20 protein-coding genes, 1 tRNA gene and 1 pseudogene are annotated in these 16,645 nt (G+C 66.7%); 9 read left to right on the top strand and 13 right to left on the bottom strand.

Features of this window, described 5'->3' with window-relative positions:
• The first annotated feature begins 58 nt into the window (after positions 1 to 58).
• On the top strand, positions 59 to 640 hold the full coding sequence (locus ACZ0AA_RS08220) for an isochorismatase family protein (RefSeq protein ID WP_463512634.1): 582 nt from the start codon (positions 59 to 61) through the stop codon (positions 638 to 640).
• Complete coding sequence (locus ACZ0AA_RS08215; RefSeq protein WP_463512633.1) at positions 637 to 1,164, top strand: DUF1697 domain-containing protein; 528 nt, start codon at positions 637 to 639, stop codon at positions 1,162 to 1,164. The genes ACZ0AA_RS08220 and ACZ0AA_RS08215 overlap by 4 nt, the downstream gene beginning before the upstream one ends.
• A 13-nt stretch (positions 1,165 to 1,177) precedes the next feature.
• On the opposite strand, the gene ACZ0AA_RS08210 is transcribed toward ACZ0AA_RS08215, so the two are convergent.
• On the bottom strand, positions 1,178 to 1,369 hold the full coding sequence (locus ACZ0AA_RS08210) for a hypothetical protein (protein ID WP_463512632.1): 192 nt from the start codon (positions 1,367 to 1,369) through the stop codon (positions 1,178 to 1,180).
• Positions 1,370 to 1,394: 25 nt separating this feature from the next.
• Between ACZ0AA_RS08210 and ACZ0AA_RS08205 the strand changes: the two genes are divergently transcribed.
• The gene (locus tag ACZ0AA_RS08205) at positions 1,395 to 1,916 is read left to right on the top strand and encodes a CGNR zinc finger domain-containing protein (RefSeq protein WP_463512631.1); all 522 of its coding nucleotides are present in this window, start codon (positions 1,395 to 1,397) and stop codon (positions 1,914 to 1,916) included.
• A 23-nt stretch (positions 1,917 to 1,939) separates the two neighbouring features.
• Here ACZ0AA_RS08205 and ACZ0AA_RS08200 read toward each other — a convergent pair whose 3' ends face one another.
• From ACZ0AA_RS08200 to ACZ0AA_RS08190, 3 genes are all read right to left on the bottom strand, one after another.
• The gene (locus tag ACZ0AA_RS08200; protein ID WP_463512630.1) at positions 1,940 to 2,488 is read right to left on the bottom strand and encodes a type 1 glutamine amidotransferase domain-containing protein; all 549 of its coding nucleotides are present in this window, start codon (positions 2,486 to 2,488) and stop codon (positions 1,940 to 1,942) included.
• A gap of 110 nt (positions 2,489 to 2,598) precedes the next feature.
• Positions 2,599 to 2,671, bottom strand: a tRNA-Lys gene (locus tag ACZ0AA_RS08195).
• Between the two features lie 129 nt (positions 2,672 to 2,800).
• Complete coding sequence (locus ACZ0AA_RS08190) at positions 2,801 to 3,463, bottom strand: fasciclin domain-containing protein (RefSeq protein WP_463512629.1); 663 nt, start codon at positions 3,461 to 3,463, stop codon at positions 2,801 to 2,803.
• 223 nt (positions 3,464 to 3,686) lie between these two features.
• On the opposite strand from ACZ0AA_RS08190, the gene sigK reads away from it, so the two are divergent.
• The 4 genes from sigK (at position 3,687) to ACZ0AA_RS08170 (ending at position 6,812) form a co-directional block, all read left to right on the top strand.
• Positions 3,687 to 4,286, top strand: coding sequence for an ECF RNA polymerase sigma factor SigK (gene sigK, locus ACZ0AA_RS08185; RefSeq protein ID WP_400865532.1), 600 nt, complete (start codon positions 3,687 to 3,689; stop codon positions 4,284 to 4,286).
• Positions 4,283 to 5,086 carry an anti-sigma factor gene (locus tag ACZ0AA_RS08180; RefSeq protein WP_400865529.1) on the top strand — a complete coding sequence of 268 codons (804 nt, stop codon included), beginning with the start codon at positions 4,283 to 4,285 and terminating at the stop codon, positions 5,084 to 5,086. Before sigK ends, ACZ0AA_RS08180 begins: the two co-directional genes overlap by 4 nt.
• A 28-nt stretch (positions 5,087 to 5,114) precedes the next feature.
• Positions 5,115 to 5,744: a DNA-directed RNA polymerase subunit beta gene (locus ACZ0AA_RS08175; protein WP_463512628.1), complete on the top strand. Its 630-nt coding sequence runs from the start codon at positions 5,115 to 5,117 to the stop codon at positions 5,742 to 5,744.
• A gap of 183 nt (positions 5,745 to 5,927) precedes the next feature.
• Positions 5,928 to 6,812, top strand: coding sequence for an aminodeoxychorismate lyase (locus ACZ0AA_RS08170; protein ID WP_463512627.1), 885 nt, complete (start codon positions 5,928 to 5,930; stop codon positions 6,810 to 6,812).
• 110 nt (positions 6,813 to 6,922) lie between these two features.
• Here ACZ0AA_RS08170 and ACZ0AA_RS08165 read toward each other — a convergent pair whose 3' ends face one another.
• Positions 6,923 to 7,219: an endonuclease domain-containing protein gene (locus ACZ0AA_RS08165; RefSeq protein ID WP_463513835.1), complete on the bottom strand. Its 297-nt coding sequence runs from the start codon at positions 7,217 to 7,219 to the stop codon at positions 6,923 to 6,925.
• A gap of 276 nt (positions 7,220 to 7,495) precedes the next feature.
• Between ACZ0AA_RS08165 and ACZ0AA_RS08160 the strand changes: the two genes are divergently transcribed.
• The gene (locus ACZ0AA_RS08160) at positions 7,496 to 7,651 is read left to right on the top strand and encodes a hypothetical protein (RefSeq protein ID WP_463513862.1); all 156 of its coding nucleotides are present in this window, start codon (positions 7,496 to 7,498) and stop codon (positions 7,649 to 7,651) included.
• Positions 7,652 to 7,663: 12 nt separating this feature from the next.
• Here the strand turns inward: ACZ0AA_RS08160 and ACZ0AA_RS08155 are convergent.
• From ACZ0AA_RS08155 to ACZ0AA_RS08120, 8 genes and pseudogenes are all read right to left on the bottom strand, one after another.
• A pseudogene (locus tag ACZ0AA_RS08155) lies at positions 7,664 to 7,717 on the bottom strand (hypothetical protein); the annotation flags it as partial.
• Positions 7,718 to 7,981: 264 nt separating this feature from the next.
• Positions 7,982 to 8,761 carry a phosphate ABC transporter ATP-binding protein PstB gene (gene pstB / locus ACZ0AA_RS08150; protein WP_400865521.1) on the bottom strand — a complete coding sequence of 260 codons (780 nt, stop codon included), beginning with the start codon at positions 8,759 to 8,761 and terminating at the stop codon, positions 7,982 to 7,984.
• Positions 8,762 to 8,795: 34 nt separating this feature from the next.
• Entirely contained in the window at positions 8,796 to 9,905 is a 1,110-nt protein-coding gene (pstA, locus tag ACZ0AA_RS08145) for a phosphate ABC transporter permease PstA (protein ID WP_400865519.1), read from the bottom strand.
• Between the two features lies 1 nt (position 9,906).
• Positions 9,907 to 10,875 (bottom strand): phosphate ABC transporter permease subunit PstC, encoded by a 969-nt coding sequence (gene pstC, locus ACZ0AA_RS08140; protein ID WP_400865517.1) that lies wholly within the window; start codon positions 10,873 to 10,875, stop codon positions 9,907 to 9,909.
• Between the two features lie 129 nt (positions 10,876 to 11,004).
• Positions 11,005 to 12,108 carry a phosphate ABC transporter substrate-binding protein PstS gene (pstS, locus tag ACZ0AA_RS08135; protein ID WP_400865514.1) on the bottom strand — a complete coding sequence of 368 codons (1,104 nt, stop codon included), beginning with the start codon at positions 12,106 to 12,108 and terminating at the stop codon, positions 11,005 to 11,007.
• A gap of 181 nt (positions 12,109 to 12,289) precedes the next feature.
• Positions 12,290 to 13,267, bottom strand: coding sequence for an NUDIX hydrolase (locus ACZ0AA_RS08130; RefSeq protein ID WP_463512626.1), 978 nt, complete (start codon positions 13,265 to 13,267; stop codon positions 12,290 to 12,292).
• On the bottom strand, positions 13,264 to 15,429 hold the full coding sequence (locus tag ACZ0AA_RS08125) for an RNA degradosome polyphosphate kinase (RefSeq protein ID WP_463512625.1): 2,166 nt from the start codon (positions 15,427 to 15,429) through the stop codon (positions 13,264 to 13,266). The genes ACZ0AA_RS08130 and ACZ0AA_RS08125 overlap by 4 nt, the downstream gene beginning before the upstream one ends.
• A 54-nt stretch (positions 15,430 to 15,483) precedes the next feature.
• Entirely contained in the window at positions 15,484 to 16,167 is a 684-nt protein-coding gene (locus ACZ0AA_RS08120) for a winged helix-turn-helix transcriptional regulator (RefSeq protein ID WP_042539745.1), read from the bottom strand.
• 72 nt (positions 16,168 to 16,239) lie between these two features.
• Here ACZ0AA_RS08120 and ACZ0AA_RS08115 point away from each other — a divergent pair, with 72 nt between their 5' ends.
• Positions 16,240 to 16,527: a hypothetical protein gene (locus tag ACZ0AA_RS08115; RefSeq protein WP_463512624.1), complete on the top strand. Its 288-nt coding sequence runs from the start codon at positions 16,240 to 16,242 to the stop codon at positions 16,525 to 16,527.
• The last annotated feature ends 118 nt before the right edge of the window (positions 16,528 to 16,645 follow it).

Genomic DNA, 16,645 nt, shown 5'->3' with positions numbered 1-16,645 from the left:
CGGGGCCTTCTGGTTTCCTGCCTTGGGGTGACCGGTGGGGGCGGCGTACGCTCAGATCATGAGCAGAGCGCTTCTGATCGTCGATGTGCAGAACGACTTCACCGAGGGCGGTGCGTTGGCCGTCGTCGGAGGGGATGCCGTGGCCTCCGCCGTCTCCGCCTTCCTCGCCGCACACGCGGCAGACTACGACGTCATCGTCGCATCGCGCGATTGGCATGACGCCGAGGGCGACAACGGTGGGCACTTCGGTGAGACGCCGGACTTCGTCGACACGTGGCCTGTGCACTGCGTCGCGGGCACACCCGGAGCCGAGTACGACCCGCTGCTGGTGACCGATGCCGTCACGCACCACGTGCACAAGGGGCAGGGACGCCCCGCGTATTCGATGTTCGAGGGTGCCACCGAATCGAGTGAGACCGTCGGCGCGATCCTCACGGCAGCGGGCGTTCTGACGGCCGATGTGGTCGGCATCGCCACTGACCACTGCGTGCGTGCCTCTGCGCTCGATGCGGTCGCGCACGGAGTGCGGGTGCGGGTCTTCACCGACCTGATCGCAGGCGTCGCGCACGAGCCGAGTGCGGCGGCTCTCGCAGTACTCGCTCATGCGGGTGCCGAGCTCGTCGAGAGCGATGCTGCGTGACCCGCAGCGTCCTGCTGCTGCGAGCGGTCAACGTCTCGGGGCGCAATCGAGTGCCGATGGCTCAGCTGCGCGAGGCGCTCGCTCCGGTTCTCGGCGAGGTGTCGACGTACATCGCGAGCGGGAACATCCTGTGCGAGCATCCGGACGATCCGGCGTGGGCGTGCGCTCGGGTCCGCGCGGTGATCGCCGGCGAGTTCGACGTCGACACCCCGGTGATCCTGCGGACGCACGATGCGCTCGTACGAGCCCTGGATGCGCACCCGTTCGGCGGCTCGTCGGAGAAGCTGCTGCACGCGATGTTCCTCGAGGCGCCGGCCGCGTCCGGGGCCGTCGAGGCGCTGCAGGAGAGGCTCGTACCGGGTGAGCGGATCGCGCTCGTCGGCGACGAGCTGTGGATCGACTACGCCGAGGGCGGTGTGCACAGCACCAGACTCACCAAGGGCGTCCTCGACCGCGCGCTCGGCGCCGTGGGCACGGCGCGCAACCTCCGCACCATCCGGAAGCTCGCCGAGTTGACGGCCTGAACGGCTTCACGGTTCACGTCTCGCGGCTGATCGCGGCGGGAGGCGTCAGCGGGTGTGCCTGCAGGTCGACGCGATGAGTGCCGCAACCGGCGCAGCGGACGTACACGACGATGCCCTCACTGGTCGGATGCCGTGAGCTGGCGACCCAGGCGTGCTCGTGCGCGGCGGTCTGGCGGGGGATCGGCAGGGTGTGCAACGTGGTCATGCATCCAGCGTGATGTAATGGCCTTATGCATCTCAACCCTTACGGTGAGTATGCGGTTCTCCTTGCCGCATCCCTCGCCGATGACTTCCCCGTCGATCGTGCGCGCATCGAGGAGCGCACCCTCGAGAGGGGGATGACGATGACATTCCCGCCAGCCCCCGACGACCACGAAAGAGTCCGCGAGGTCGTCGACGACTGGTTGGAGATCGTCGACGCGGCGGATCCGGAGGCTCGGGCGGAGATCCTCAACGCCCAGATGGCTCACGCGGCCGCCTACCCGCGCCTCACGAACCACGACGGCGAGGGGTGGCATCTCCACTACCGTGACGACGTGAGATCGCTGCCCTACGTGCTGCGGGCCGTCTTCGCCGTCGGTACATCGCTGCACCTCGTCACCCGCGGGATGGATCGGCTGGGTCGCTGCGAGGCCTCGCCCTGCACGAACGTGGTCGTCGACGTGACCCGCAACGGACGACAGCGGTTCTGCTCCGTGCGCTGTGCGAACAGAGCGGCGGTCCGGCGTCACAGGGCGCGCGCTGGCTCCTGACACCGGACCGCCGGATGCTCAGATCACGCGGTCTGCTCGGCGTGCTTCCCCTCGGCGACCTCTTCGATCAGCTTCGCGTTGAAGGCGGGGAGGTCGTCGGGCGTGCGGCTCGAGACGAGCCCTGCGTCGACCACCACTTCCTCGTCGACCCAGGTCGCTCCGGCGTTGCGGAGGTCGGTCGCGAGGCTCGGGTAGCTGGTCAGCGTTCGTCCGTCGACCACGCCGGCTTCGATCAGGATCCAGGCGCCGTGGCAGATGACCGCGACGGGCTTGTGCTGCTCGAAGAATGAGCGAGCGAGGTCGATCGATGCCTTGTCGAGCCGCAGATGGTCGGCGTTCACGACGCCACCCGGAAGCACGAGAGCGTCGAACTCGTCGGCCTTCGCCGTCTCGGAGGTGAGGTCGACGTGCTGCACGTGACCGTTCTTTCCGGTGATCTGCTGTCCCTCCGGTGCGATGAGCGTGGCGCTCGCGCCCTCGCCCTGCACCGCTTCCCACGGACTGGTCAGCTCGCTGTCCTCGAATCCGTCTGTCGCCAGGAATGCCACTCGGCTGTCGGTGAGAGTCGCCATGATGCGTCCTTTCGTGGGGGTGAATGTCCCGGATGGGGACGCCACGACTCTCTCGCAGGGTGCAGATGCGGTGAAGGGGGTGGCCGGATCCGGCCTGTGGTGATAAGCGGTGGGCCCCGTGGGGCTCGAACCCACGACCCGCGGATTAAAAGTCCGATGCTCTGCCAACTGAGCTAGAGGCCCGCCCCTCCAGTCTAGGGCGCAAAGAAGGAGCCGCTGACGACGTGTCGTCAGCGGCTCCTTCTCCGTCCCACCGACCTCCCCCGAGAGGTGAGACGGCTTACCGAGTGTCCGTCTCGGCGTTCCCGGGCCTTACTCGGCCGGGGGCATCAGAACCGTGTCGATGAGGTACACGGTCGCGTTGGCGGTCTGGACTCCACCGCAGATCACGGTGGCGTCGTTGACCATCAGGTCGTCTCCGCTGCCGGTGACCTCGAGGTCAGCACCCTGGACCGTGGCGTGCGTGCCGGCGATCTCGTCAGGCGTGATCTGGCCGGGGACGACGTGGTAGGTCAGGATCGAGCTCAGCGTGGCGCTGTCGGTCTTGAGTGCCTCGATGGTGGCCGGGTCGATCTTCGCGAATGCGTCGTCGACCGGAGCGAAGACGGTGAACTCGTCGCCGTTCAGCGTGTCGACGAGGTTGACGTCGGGGTTGAGCTGGCCGCTGACTGCTGCGACGAGCGTGGTGAGCAGCGGGTTGTTGGATGCTGCGGTGGCGACCGGGTCAAGAGCCATGCCCTCGACCGAACCGGCACCATCCGGCACTGCCTCTGCGTATGCGGCGCAACCGGCACCGACCAGGTTCGCGGCCGGGTCCATCGTCTCGGTCTCGGGAGCCATCGTCTCGGACGACTCGGGAGCTGTCGACTCTGCCGGCTCTTCGGTGGTGCCGCCCATGGAACATGCGGAGAGCAGGAATGCGCTCGCAAGGCCGAGGGTGATCGCTGCGGTGACCTTCTTCTTGGTGCTGAACATCTCAAGCTCCTTCAGAACAATGCCACGGCCTCTCCGTGGCGTTGACAGTCGTTCGGAGCCCCGCCGGGATCGGATGGGAGAAACCTCAAAGTTTTTTTCGCAGGCCCGAGTTCAATCCGTTTCGGGTCTCTGTGACGAACAGCTTTCGACGAAGAGCACTTAAGAGGACTCGTTTAGGTCACTTTCGGGTGGCGGCTGCACGGGAAAGCGAGGTGGATGCGGCATGCTGTTAGAGATGGTCATCGACGGAATGGACGTACCGGAAGACGGTGCGGCTCGGGATGCTGTCGCTGACCTGCTCGTTCGCATCGGCGACGGCGATCAGCGCGCGTTCGCAGAGCTCTACGACACTCTTTCCTCCCGCGTCTTCGGCCTCATCCTCAGAGTCCTCGTGAATCGCTCACAGAGCGAAGAGGTGCTCCAGGAGGTCTTCTTGGAGATCTGGCAATCCGCTACGAAGTTCGCTCCGAACAAGGGCCAGGGAAGAACCTGGGTGATGACGATCGCGCACCGCCGTGCGGTCGACCGGGTTCGGGCGTCCCAGTCCAGCGCGGACCGTGACGTACGAGCCGGGTTCAGGGACATCGGAGTCGCGCACGACAGTGTCGCGGAGACGGTGGAGCTGGGCATCGAGAGCGAGAAGGTGGTTCACGCACTCTCGGGCCTTCCTGAGGTGCAGCGAGAAGCTCTCGTTCTGGCCTATTACGGCGGTTACAGTCAAAACGAAGTGGCAGCGCTCGTAGGGGCACCACTGGGGACGATCAAGACACGGATGCGAGATGGACTCTCGCGTTTGCGGACAGCTATGGGGGTGACAGCATGAACGAAAAGGACTTCGCAGATCTGGCGGCAGGAGCAGCGCTCGACGCGCTGTCGCCCGACGACCAGCAGCGGTACCACGCCGCACTCGCAGCGCACCCGGAATGGCAGCGCATCGTGGATGCAGACACCGACAGTGCAGGGTTCCTCGCCGACGGTGTCACGCAGGTCGCCCCGTCGGCGGACATCCGTGCCGCCCTGCTCGCCCGAATCGCCGTCACGCCGCAGAACGGCGACGCCGTTCTCTCGGACTCGGTTCCCGGCGGTCCGACGGAAGAGTCGTCGGACGCTGAGGCGCCGGCCTCGTCGTCGACTGCGCTCGGCGACGAGACCCCCAAGGCTCCGGCACACCGGCTCCGCTTCCTCTTCGCACTCGCGGCATGCCTCGCATTGCTCGTGGGAGTAGGAGCAGGTGCCGTCGCGATCAACACCTACATCAATCGACCGGCGAGTGTCGTCGCTCTCGAGGACATCCAGTCGGCCGGCGACGCGCAGCAGGCCAGCGTGTCGCTCGAGAGCGGTGGCACTGCCACCGCGCACTGGTCGGCATCGCTCGGCAAGTCCGTGCTCGTGACCGACGGCATCCCTTCGCTCGCCGAGGGCGAGACCTACGAGCTCTGGTACGTCCGGGGCGACACTCCGGTATCGGCCGGCGTGTTCGCGGCCGACGGCGGCGAAGCGACAGCGGTGCTCGCCGGCGAGATGCATGCGGGTGACGTGATCGCGGTCACGGTGGAGCAGGACGGAGGCTCGCCCTCGGGGCTGCCGACATCCGATCCCGTCGTCGTGATCCCGACAGCCTGAACCATCGGATCGCGCGTACCCTGGACTGATGCCTGAGCAGTTCTCCCGTCCGGTGCGCCGGCCCACCAGCGCCTTCGACAACATCGTGGGCAGCCACGATCCCGCCGAGGAGACGCGCGTCGCGCATGCGACAGCGTCCGCTCTGCTGACCCGTGTGCGCGCCGATGAGAGCGGTGTGAGCGCGGATCGGCTGGTCGCCTTCACCGACGAGCACGGCATCGACGAGATCGCCGAGCTCTGGTCGAAGGCGCCGTCTCGCACGCTGCCCGGCGCGCTCTGGCGGTTGTACATCCTGCAGCTGGCGATTCACGGCGACCCTCAGACCGCGGCCCTGCTGTACGAGCGGGGCAGGATGGAGCTCGCATCCGTCGATGCCGTGATCGCCGGAGCGCCGGTGCCGGCGAATCCCGACGAGCTCGTCGCTCTGATCGACACGATCCTCCGCGGCGCGTTCCGTGGTGACTTCGCGGTCGCGCTCGACCGGGCTGCGGCGTTCTGCCGGGTCCAGGCCTCCGGAGCCACCCATACGGCGGACGACTACGAGCCGACCGAACCGTCGCGCGCCAGCGAGCTCACCACCCGCGCCCTGCGACTGAGCAGCTATGCGCAGGACCTGTCGGCCTCGGCCGTCCTGTGGCGTTCGGGAGCGCTGGCCTGAGGCGACGGAGCGGCGGCCTTCGGGTCAGTCGGTGCCTGGGCATGAGAAGACCGGGCCGCAAAAACGCCTCTCGGCGGAAGGCCGCTCGCAGCGGCAAAAATTGGAGCCCGGGGTTATGCGGCCCGGCCACTCCAGTGTAACAAGATCACGCTGAAGCTATTCCCGTGGCTCTAGGCTCGGATCATGACACGGCGCTTTGCTCTGATGATCGATCCTGCGGCGGCTGACATCGACCGCTCCGACTTCGCAGACACGTTCACCCTCGTCGATGCCGCAGCTCCCGCGCTGAGCGTGGGGGAGCTGAGCACCCAACGAGGCGACGGGGTGTTCGAGTCGATCGGCGTGATCGACGGGCATGCGCAGGAGGTCGTTCCGCACCTCGAGAGGCTCGCGCACTCGGCGCAGCTGTGCGACCTGCCCCTCCCCAACCAGGCGCAGTGGCATCAGGCCATAGAGCGCGCCGCCGCTCACTGCGAGCAGGGCGAGTACGTCATCAAGCTCATCCTCAGCCGTGGGGTCGAACACGGCCCCACGCCGACCGCCTGGGTGACGGCTGCCCCGGCATCCGACTTCACAGCGGTGCGCGAGCAGGGAATCCGTGTGGTCACCCTCGACCGCGGCTACGACCTCGACGTGGCCGAGAAGGCACCGTGGCTGCTGCTCGGGGCGAAGACGCTCTCATATGCGGTGAACATGGCGGCGCTTCGCGAAGCGCACCGACGCGGAGCGGATGACGCGATCTTCCTGTCGCGCGACGGCTTCGTGCTCGAGGCGCCGACAGCCTCACTGATCCTGCGATTCGGCGAGCGTTTCGTGACACCGGCGCCGAACGGCGGCATCCTGCACGGCACGACGCAGCTCAGCGTCTACGAGCACCTCACCGCACGGGGGCTCCTCGCGGAGTACGCCCAGGTGCCGGCATCCGACCTGCCGCAGGCCGATGCTGCCTGGCTCGTCTCGAGCGTCCGCCTCGCCGCCCCGATCACCGCCGTCGACGGCGTCGAGCTGCCCGTCGACCATGCGCTCACGGCCGAGCTCAACGAGTACCTCCTCTCGCCCCGCGACTGAGGCGCGCCTTCGTCCCCTGCGCATCTGGAAAACACCGACGGTCCGTTTCATCAGCGGCGCGTCCCTCCAACGGCACACTGCATAAGGCAGATCGGTCTGGGATTCCCCACTCATTGCCGAGTATCCCGACGGAGTGCACCCTCGATCGCGGCTGCCACCGCCTGCCAGTCGTGCACGATCATCGCGTAGGTGAAACGCAAGGTCTGGTAGCCGAGCGCTGCAGCAGCAGCGTCGCGGTGGAGGTCCTTCGCCCGCAGTCCGTCGCCCTCGTGATTGGCACGCCCGTCCGCTTCGACGATCAGGCGCTCTCCGACGACGAAGTCGACCTCGCCGACGCCTGTGATCCACACCTGCGTCCTCGCATCGATACCGAGTCTGTGCAGGCGGAGACGGATCAGCGACTCCAAGCCGCTATCCGCGTCAGACCTCGCGAAACCCACCAGCCAGCGCATCTGGACCGGAAGATGGTGCCACAGCCACGCAGTGTCTCGTGGTCCGATGAGTGTCTTACGCAGAGCTGATTCCAGTGCCGCGAAGAACGTGTCCTCCGCCGCGCACTGTGCGATTTGGAGCAGAACGTTCTTGACGGGAGGCAGCAAGCCGACAGCGACCTTTCCCTCATCCCAGTGGATCCTGCAGTCCTCACAGCAGACACGGGATGTTCCGGCCGTCCCCATCCAGACATGACGCTCTGGCGGTATCTCGAGCACCCACAGGTCATGCAGGACGCCGGCGGCGCAGCATCCGATGGTGCCACCGTGTTCAGCCGCGTGGACGAGATCGTACGACTCGTCGGGAAGTGCGTACACCCCTCGGCGTGGACGCAGAACTTCGCCTGAACGCAGGGCCCTGGTGAGCTCGGCCTCTGTCACGCCGTGGCGTTTCAGCTCTGCTGTTCTGGCCATACGACCGAGCGTGCGCAGCGTGGCATCCGCTCGTGTGAAAGACATCCGAGAATGATCGACGCTTCGATCATCGGTGGACTCGCGAGAGACTGGGCATCGCCGAGATCTGTGCGCAACCCGACTGAGACGCGCGAAGTGCAGCCGTAGTCAGGAACCGGAAAACCCAGACCATCGGTGCCTGGCGCCGCGCGTCGAGTGATCGACACGCGGCGAGACGCCAGATGATCTGGGTTTTCCAGATAAGGAGAGGGAGTAACCGGATGCTTATCCGAAGCGCCCCGAGACGTAGTCCTCGGTGGCCTGCACCGACGGGGTGGTGAACATGGTGCGGGTGTCGTCGTACTCGATGAGCTTGCCGGGCTTGCCGGTGCCGGCGATGTTGAAGAACGCGGTCCGGTCGGACACGCGGCTCGCCTGCTGCATGTTGTGCGTCACGATGACGACGGTGTACTCCGACTTGATCTCGGCGATGAGCTCCTCGATCGCGAAGGTCGAGATGGGGTCGAGCGCCGAGCAGGGCTCGTCCATGAGGATCACGTCGGGGGAGACGGCGATGGCGCGCGCGATGCACAGACGCTGCTGCTGGCCGCCCGAGAGGCCGGAGCCGGGACGGTCGAGGCGGTCCTTGACCTCGTTCCAGAGGTTGGCGCCGCGCAGCGACTTCTCGACGAGACCGTCCTGATCGCTCTTCGACATGCGCGTGTTGTTGAGCTTCACGCCCGCGAGCACGTTCTCCTTGATCGACATGGTGGGGAACGGGTTCGGGCGCTGGAACACCATTCCGACCTGACGACGAACCAGCACGGGGTCGACGCCGGCACCGTAGAGGTTCTTGCCGTCGATCAGCACCTCGCCCTCGACGCGGGCGCCGGGGATGACCTCGTGCATGCGGTTGAGGGTGCGCAGGAACGTGGACTTGCCGCAGCCTGACGGGCCGATGAAGGCCGTGACGGTGTTGGGCTTGATGTCGATGCTGACGCCTTCGACGGCGAGGAAGTCGCTGTAGTAGACGTTGAGGTCGTTGACTTCGATGCTCTTGGACACGTGTGATCCTTCTTCTTCAGTCGGGAAAGACGGCTCAGCGGCCGTTGATCTTGGGGGCGAACACCTTGGCGATGATCCTGGCCAGCAGGTTCAGCACCATCACGATGACGATCAGGGTCAGGGCTGCGGCCCAGGCCCGCTCGAGGTAGGCATCGACGGGGATGCCGGGGTACTTGGCCTGCATGTACGAGAACACCGGTAGCGTCGCCATCTGCCCGCTGAACATGTTCAGGTTCATGCCCTGCACGATGCCGACGGTGAGCAGCAGCGGTGCGGTCTCGCCGATCACGCGCGAGATGGCGAGCATGATGCTGGTCAGGATGCCGGCGATGGCGGTCGGCAGGACGACCTTGATGATGGTCAGCCACTTCGGGACGCCGAGTGCGTAGGCGGCCTCGCGGAGCTCGTTCGGAACGATGCGCAGCAGCTCCTCGGAACCGCGGACGACGACCGGGATCATCAGCACCGAGAGCGCCAGCGAACCCATGATCCCCATCCGGGTGCCCGGTCCGACGATGAGTGCGAACACGGAGTAGATGAAGAGACCGGCGACGATCGACGGGATTCCGGTCATGACATCGACGAGGAAGGTGATGCCGCGGGCGAGCCTGCGTCCCTCTCCGTATTCGACGAGGTAGATCGAGGTCATCAGGCCGATGGGCACCGAGATGATCGTCGCACCGAGCGTGATGAGCAGCGTGCCGTAGATGGCATGGATCGCGCCGCCGCCCTCGCCCACGATGTTGCGCATCGAGAAGCTGAAGAACTCCCCGTCGAAGCGCATGAGGCCGTTGATCACCACGGTGTAGAGCAGCGAGATGAGGGGGAGGAGCGCGACCACGAAGGCGCCGGAGACCAGTGCGGTCATGAGGCGGTCGATCGCGTGACGGCGGCTCTCGACCACTGTGGAGATCACGAAGATGAGCACCATGTAGAACACGAGGCCGACCACGAGCGTCAGCGCGATGTTGAAGTCGGCTGGGTCGCCGCCGACGTTCATGAACGCGAAGATCGTCGCGGAGATGACGAACGCGACCAGCAGGAGCGCCCACGGTGCCCACTTGGGCAGGTGGCCCGCCGAGGTGGTGTGCACCGGAGCGACGACGGACGAGGGAGACGGCGAGGGGGTGAGGGTGGCGGTCATGTCAGTTGGCTCCCGAGAACTCGGCGCGGCGCGAGACGATCCAGCGGGCCACGAAGTTGACCGCGAAGGTGACGATGAAGAGGATCAGACCCGCCGCGATGAGCGTGTTGACGCCCTCGTCGTGGGCTTCGGGGAACCGCAGCGCGATGATCGCGGGGATCGTCGTGGGGTTCTCCGGGTTGATCAGGTTGAACGTGACGATCCCGAGAGGGGAGAGCACGAGTGTCACTGCCATGGTCTCGCCGAGCGCACGGCCCAGGCCGAGCATGGCGCCCGACACCATTCCGCTGCGTGCGAAGGGGAGCACAGCCATCCTGACCATCTCCCAGCGGGTCGCGCCGAGCGCGAGTGCCGCCTCCTCGTGCAGCTTCGGCGTCTGCAGGAAGACCTCGCGGCAGATCGCGGTCATGATCGGCAGGATCATCACGGCGAGCACGAGGGATGCGGTGAGGATCGTCTTTCCCGTGCCGGAGGGGGTGCCGCCGAAGAGCGGGATCCAGCCGAGGTTCGTGTTGAGCCACTTGTAGAACGGCACGAGCATCGGAGCGAAGGTCAGCGCGCCCCACAGGCCGAAGACCACCGAGGGCACGGCCGCCAGCAGGTCGATGATGTATCCGAGGAAGCCGGCCAGACGACGCGGGGCGTAGTGCGAGATGAAGAGTGCGATGCCGATCGCGATCGGGGCGGCGATCACGAGAGCGATGAAGCTCGACCACAGCGTTCCGAAGACGAAGGGCCAGACCCAGGACAGGAACGACTGTCCCTCGAGGATGTGGTTGTTCGAGGTGTCGGACGACAGAGCGGGGATCGCCTGCACGATCAGGAAGACCGCGACCGCGGCGAGCGTGACGAGGATGATGATTCCCGCCGCCAGCGCGGTGCCGGAGAAGATGAGGTCACCCCGTCGGCGTGGGGTGGTGCGAGTCCCGGGGGAACGGGTGGTATCGGGACCCGTTGAGGTTGTGGTCATCGGAGCGACTCCAGGCTCTGAGGGACGTTCGGGGTTTTCATGCGGGTGCCCCCGCGGTGTCGGTCGAGTCCTACGACCGACACCACGGGGGCGTCGGGACCGGAGCTCAGCAGTGCGCTGAGCCTTCGGTCACTCCGTGACGATCGCGTCGATCGCCGTGTTGATCTGGTCGCGCAGGGTGTCCGAGATCGGGGCGCTGCCCGCGGCCTCTGCTGCAGCGTCCTGGCCCTCGGCCGATGCGACGTACTGGAAGTACGCCTTCACCAGGCCTGCGGTCTCGGCGTCGTCGTACTCGACGCAGCCGATGAGGTACGAGACGAGTGCGATCGGGTACGAGCCGGCGGGTGCTGCGGCCGGGTCGACGGCGTACGCGAGGTCGTGGTCGGAGCGGCCCTCTTCGAGCGGCGATGCCTCGACGAGCGCAGCTGCGGCCTCGGCGGAGTACGCGACGTACTCGCCCTCGACCTCGACGGCGACCTGGCCCAGGTCACCGGTGCGCGATGCGTCCGCGAAACCGATGTAGCCCACGCCGTTGGTGATCGCGTCGACGACACCCGAGGTGCCATCGCCGGCCTCGCCGGTCTGGAGCGGCCACTCGTCGGCCGCCTCGTAGGTCCACACGTCCGGAGCGACGGCGCTGAGGTACTTGGTGAACGTCTCCTGCGTGCCCGACGCGTCTGCGCGGTGCACGGGGACGATCGCCTGGTCGGGCAGCTCGACGCCCTCGTTCTGCGAGGCGATGGCGGCGTCGTTCCAGTTGGTGATGGCGCCCGAGAAGATCTTGGCGATGGTCTCGCCATCGAGGTTCAGCTCGTCGATGCCCTCGAGGTTGAAGGCGACGGCGACCGGCGAGATGTAGACGGGGATCTCGACGATCTCATCGGAGGCGCAGGAGCCGAAGCCGCCGGCGGCGAGCTCGTCCGCGTCGAACGCGCGGTCGGAGCCGATGAAGTTCGACGAGCCGGCGATGAAGTTCTCGCGGCCGGTGCCCGAACCCGTGGCGGTGTAGTTCACCGTGGTGTCGGGGTTCGCGGTCTGGAAGGCGGCGACCCAGGACTGCTGGGCGGCTTCCTGCGAGGAGGCGCCGGTGGCCTCGATGGTGCCGCTGAGAGTGGATTCGCTCGGGGCGTCGGTGGAGCCGCCGGTTCCGCCTTCGTTCGCGGCACAGCCGGCGAGGGCGAGAGCGGCCACGGCGCCGACGGCGCCGATACGTGCGATTCGGGAGATCTTCACTGTGGATCCTTCGATCTTTGATGTGGTGGGGCCCGGTGCAGGGCACACAGTGACGCTATGTGCGGCGGTTAACGAGACTCTCCCGCGCAGGTGAACGGGAGGTGAACGGCACGCGTCTCTCTGGGGCAAGCACAAGGCCGCATCCGTTGCCGGATGCGGCCTGCGCTGCTGTTCGGAGCGCCTAGATCTTGGGGATGTGGGTCTCGATCGCGATGATCCCGGACCCCGGATTGGATGCCGAGACGTGCACGACGGAGAACGCGGCGGGTTCGAGGTCGGCGGCGCTGTTGACGTACGAACCGCGGATGGTTCCGGTGGCGAGCGCGATCTCGGTCAGGATTCCCGGCAGCACGGGGCCGTGGCTGCAGATGACCGCCGGCTTGCCCGATCGCACCCGGCGGCCGATCACCGAGCGCAGGTCGTCGTGTCCGTCCTCCCAGGCGTCTTGGCTGATCTTCTCGGTCGTCACGATCTTTCGATCGAGCACCCTGCCGAGCGGTGCGACCGTCTGCACACAGCGCACCGCGTCGCTCGTGACGATCTTGCGCACGCCGAAGGCGCGCAGGGGGCCGACGATCGACTTCGCCTGCTCGAGTCCGCGTTCGGTCAACGGGCGCTCGGCATCGGCACCGTCCCAGTCCGACCGCGACCGGGCCTTCGCATGGCGCAGAGCGATGAGGGGGAAGGTACGCAGGGCGCCGTCGTCGACGAGCTTCGTGAAGAAGTCGAGGATCTCCAGATCGACCGGATAGCTCAACCGGGAACGCGCCTTCTTGAGACTCGCCCATTCCACGGCCGCGACCTCCTTGTTCGGCACGAAGGTCGAGGCGCGGATGGCGTCGGCGGTCGCCTCCGCAGCCCAGTAGTGCACGACCTTCTGCTTGCTGGACGGCAGGTGGTAGCGGCTCACGCCGACGGGTACGCCGAGTGAGACGCGGATGCCGGTCTCTTCGTGCACCTCGCGCACGGCGGTCTCGGCGAGCATCTCGCCGGGGTCGACCTTGCCCTTCGGCAGGGTGATGTCACGATACTTGGTGCGGTGGATCAGCAGGATCCGCAGCTTGCCGTCGATCACGCGCCAGACCACGGCACCGGCCGCGTACACGGCCTTGTCCGTCCACTTCGAACGGCCCGCCTGGGCCGGGGACTGCGAGCTCATCGCACTGCCCGAGCGCGACGGCGCCGCTGGATCAACCCCATGGTCTTGTCCTGCAGGTCGATGAGGGGCTTGCCCTCGGCATCCTCCGAATGCCGCGTCCAGACGCCGTCGGCGCCGAGATGCCACGAGGTGGTGCCGGGGTCCATGGCGAGGTCGAAGAAGTCCAGCAGGTCCTTCATGTGCCCGGGGTCGGTGACGCGCACCAGAGCCTCGACCCGGCGGTCGAGGTTGCGGTGCATCATGTCGGCGCTGCCGATGTACACCTGGGCATCGCCGTCGTTGTGGAACGCGAAGATGCGCGAGTGCTCGAGGTACCGGCCCAGGATGCTGCGCACGGTGATGTTGTCGCTGATCCCTTCGAGATCGGTGCGCAGACTGCAGATTCCGCGAACCCATACATCGACCTTCACGCCGGCCGCGCTGGCGCGGTACAGGGCGTCGATGACCTCTTCGTCGACCATCGAGTTCACCTTGATGCGGATGCCTGCCGGCTTGCCGTTCTCGGCGTTGCGGCGCTCGTGGTCGATCTGGCGGACGAGACCCTTGCGCAGGTGGAGCGGTGCGACGAGAAGGCGCTTGAACTTCTTCTCGATCGCGTATCCGCTCAGCTCGTTGAACAGGCGGGTGAGGTCCTTGCCGACCTGGGCATCGGTGGTGAACAGCCCGAAGTCCTCATAGATGCGGCTGGTCTTCGGGTTGTAGTTGCCCGTGCCGATGTGCGAGTAGTGCCGCAGCACACCGTCTTCCTCTCGGATGACGAGTGCGAGCTTGCAGTGCGTCTTGAGCCCGACGAGGCCGTAGACGACGTGCACGCCCGCCTTCTCGAGCTTGCGGGCCCAGACGATGTTGTTGGCCTCGTCGAAGCGGGCCTTGACCTCGACCAGCGCCAGCACCTGCTTGCCGGACTCGGCGGCGTTGATCAGCGCCTCGACGATCGGGCTGTCACCCGAGGTGCGATAGAGCGTCTGCTTGATCGCGAGCACGTGCGGGTCGCGCGCCGCCTGCTCGAGGAAGGACACGACGCTGGTGGTGAACGACTCGTACGGGTGGTGGACGAGCACGTCCGACTTGCGGATCGCCTTGAAGATGTCAGCCCGCGTGTTGCTTCCCGTGGGCTGGAAGGCGACAGCGGTGGTCGGAAGATGCGGCGGGTAGCGCAGATCGGGGCGATCGATGCGCGACAGGTCGAACAGGCCGCGCAGATCGAGCGGCCCGGGGAGCCGGTAGATCTCCTGATCGGTGATCTCCAGCTCGCGCACGAGGAGGTCCATCGTGACCTCGTCCATGTCGTCGGTGATCTCGAGGCGGATCGGCGGGCCGAAGCGACGTCGGAGCAGCTCGGCCTCGAGAGCCTGGATGAGGTTCTCGCTCTCGTCCTCCTCGATCTCCACATCCTCGTTGCGGGTGAGGCGGAAGGCATGGTGGTCGAGGACCTCCATGCCGGGGAAGAGGTCGCCGAGGTGGTTCGCGATGAGCTCCTCGAGGGTGAGGAAGCGCTTGATCTCACCGGAGCCCGGCACCTCGACGAAGCGGGGCAGCATGGGCGGCACCTTGAGACGCGCGAACTCCTGGCGCCCGGTGCGGGCGTTGCGGATGCGGATGGCGAGGTTCAGCGACAACCCCGAGATGTACGGGAAAGGATGCGCGGGGTCGACCGCGAGAGGCATCAGCACGGGGAACACCTGTGCTCCGAAGTACTCGGAGAGCTTGGAGCGCTCCTCGTCGGTCAGCTCGGACCACTCGGTGATCTCGATGCCGGACTCGGCCAGAGCCGGACGGACGAGGGATCTCCAGGCGTCGGCGTGGCGCAGCTGCAGCGCATGCGCCTCGCGAGCGATGTCGGCGAGAGCGTCGGCGGGGGAGCGGCCGATGTTGGTGGGCACCGCGAGACCGGTCACGATGCGGCGCTTGAGGCCGGCGACGCGCACCATGAAGAACTCGTCGAGGTTGCTCGCGAAGATGGCGAGGAAGTTCGCGCGCTCGAGTTCGGGGAGCGAGGGATCCTCCGCGAGCTCGAGCACACGCTGGTTGAAGGCGAGCCAGCTCAGCTCACGATCGTGGTAGCGGTGGTCGGGGAGGAGTGCGTCCGGAGACTCGATGGCATCGAAGTCGTCATCTTCAGCGTCACCGAGACCTGCGTCGGCGAGTGCGGGATCGATCATGGGGTACATCTAAGCACCGAGAGGTGACGTGCGCGTGAACTGACGTCGCACGCGTCACCGCGATGCGGCCACCGTCTCCTCGTCGTAGACGTTGAATCGGTAGCCGACGTTCCGCACGGTGCCGATGATCTGCTCCTGGTCGCCCAGCTTCGCTCGCAGGCGCCGCACGTGCACGTCGACGGTTCTGGTGCCGCCGAAGTAGTCGTAGCCCCACACCTCGCTGAGCAGCTGCTCGCGGGTGAACACCCGCGAGGGGTGCGTGGCGAGGAAGTGCAGCAGCTGGAACTCCTTGTACGTGAGGTCCAGCGGGCGCCCTCTGAGCTTCGCCGAATACGACTGCTCGTCGATCGTGACACCGGAGGCCTGCACGCGCGTCGGCTCCGCGACCTCGTCGCGGCGGGCGAGGGCGAGCCGCACGCGCGCGTCGGTCTCGGCCGGTCCGGCGGTGGCGAGGAGCACGTCGTCGATGCCCCAGTCCCCGGACAGCGCGCTCATGCCGCCCTCGGTGACGACGAGCAGCAGCGGCGCATCCTGACCGGTGGCGCGCAGCAGACGACAGAGGGACTTCGCACCGACGAGGTCGAGACGCCCGTCGACGATCACGATGTCGTATTCGGGGGCGCTCACGAGTTGGGCGGGCTCGGCGGGGATCTGGCGCACACGATGGCTGAGCAGCTCGAGTGCGGGCAGGACCTGCTCCGAGACCGGAGCATTGGTCAACACCAGGACCTGGGCCACACGCACTCCTTCCGGACGGCGGGGTACGCCGTGCCGCAATGATACCGGGCGCCGATGGGTCACAATGGAGTCATGACGGATCCAGCGCTCGCACCGCGTAATGCTTTCGTCGGCGTGCTCATCGTCTGGGCGGTCGCGTTCGTCGCCTCCATCGGCGTGGGCATCTTCGTCGCCGAGGAGTGGCGAGTGCCGTGGCTCCTCGTGGTCTTCGGCGGGATAGTGCTCCTGTCCTTCGCCGTGCAGCTGCAGTACGGGCGCACGCAGGGCTTCATCTTCCGGGTCGGCGCGAGCACGATCGGCGCGCTGCTGCTGATGGGCGTCATCTCGGTCGGCTTCGGTCTCGCCGCCCTCGTCACCTGATCCACGAACGAGACACTCCGCCTGCTGGAGGGTAAAGTGGTCACCATGGACCTCATGGCGCTCGAACTCTTCTTCATCGGCCTCCTGGGCCTGGCGAGCCTCGCGATCGCCTTCGTCT

The organism is Microbacterium sp. AC035 (assembly GCF_979258485.1).
Note: the sequence above shows the minus strand (reverse complement) of the source record. Positions and strands in the feature narration are given on the sequence as shown.

What these genes read in the sequence shown, in the direction of transcription:
- ACZ0AA_RS08200 (WP_463512630.1), bottom strand. Translation starts at nt 2,488, where the DNA reads ATGGCGACTCTCACCGACAGCCGAGTGGCATTCCTGGCGACAGACGGA.
- ACZ0AA_RS08220 (WP_463512634.1), top strand. Translation starts at nt 59, where the DNA reads ATGAGCAGAGCGCTTCTGATCGTCGATGTGCAGAACGACTTCACCGAG.
- sigK (WP_400865532.1), top strand. Translation starts at nt 3,687, where the DNA reads ATGCTGTTAGAGATGGTCATCGACGGAATGGACGTACCGGAAGACGGT.
- ACZ0AA_RS08170 (WP_463512627.1), top strand. Translation starts at nt 5,928, where the DNA reads ATGACACGGCGCTTTGCTCTGATGATCGATCCTGCGGCGGCTGACATC.
- ACZ0AA_RS08130 (WP_463512626.1), bottom strand. Translation starts at nt 13,267, where the DNA reads ATGAGCTCGCAGTCCCCGGCCCAGGCGGGCCGTTCGAAGTGGACGGAC.
- ACZ0AA_RS08125 (WP_463512625.1), bottom strand. Translation starts at nt 15,429, where the DNA reads ATGATCGATCCCGCACTCGCCGACGCAGGTCTCGGTGACGCTGAAGAT.
- ACZ0AA_RS08115 (WP_463512624.1), top strand. Translation starts at nt 16,240, where the DNA reads ATGACGGATCCAGCGCTCGCACCGCGTAATGCTTTCGTCGGCGTGCTC.
- ACZ0AA_RS08160 (WP_463513862.1), top strand. Translation starts at nt 7,496, where the DNA reads ATGACGCTCTGGCGGTATCTCGAGCACCCACAGGTCATGCAGGACGCC.
- pstC (WP_400865517.1), bottom strand. Translation starts at nt 10,875, where the DNA reads ATGACCACAACCTCAACGGGTCCCGATACCACCCGTTCCCCCGGGACT.
- ACZ0AA_RS08175 (WP_463512628.1), top strand. Translation starts at nt 5,115, where the DNA reads ATGCCTGAGCAGTTCTCCCGTCCGGTGCGCCGGCCCACCAGCGCCTTC.
- ACZ0AA_RS08205 (WP_463512631.1), top strand. Translation starts at nt 1,395, where the DNA reads ATGCATCTCAACCCTTACGGTGAGTATGCGGTTCTCCTTGCCGCATCC.
- ACZ0AA_RS08190 (WP_463512629.1), bottom strand. Translation starts at nt 3,463, where the DNA reads ATGTTCAGCACCAAGAAGAAGGTCACCGCAGCGATCACCCTCGGCCTT.
- ACZ0AA_RS08180 (WP_400865529.1), top strand. Translation starts at nt 4,283, where the DNA reads ATGAACGAAAAGGACTTCGCAGATCTGGCGGCAGGAGCAGCGCTCGAC.
- pstA (WP_400865519.1), bottom strand. Translation starts at nt 9,905, where the DNA reads ATGACCGCCACCCTCACCCCCTCGCCGTCTCCCTCGTCCGTCGTCGCT.
- ACZ0AA_RS08210 (WP_463512632.1), bottom strand. Translation starts at nt 1,369, where the DNA reads ATGACCACGTTGCACACCCTGCCGATCCCCCGCCAGACCGCCGCGCAC.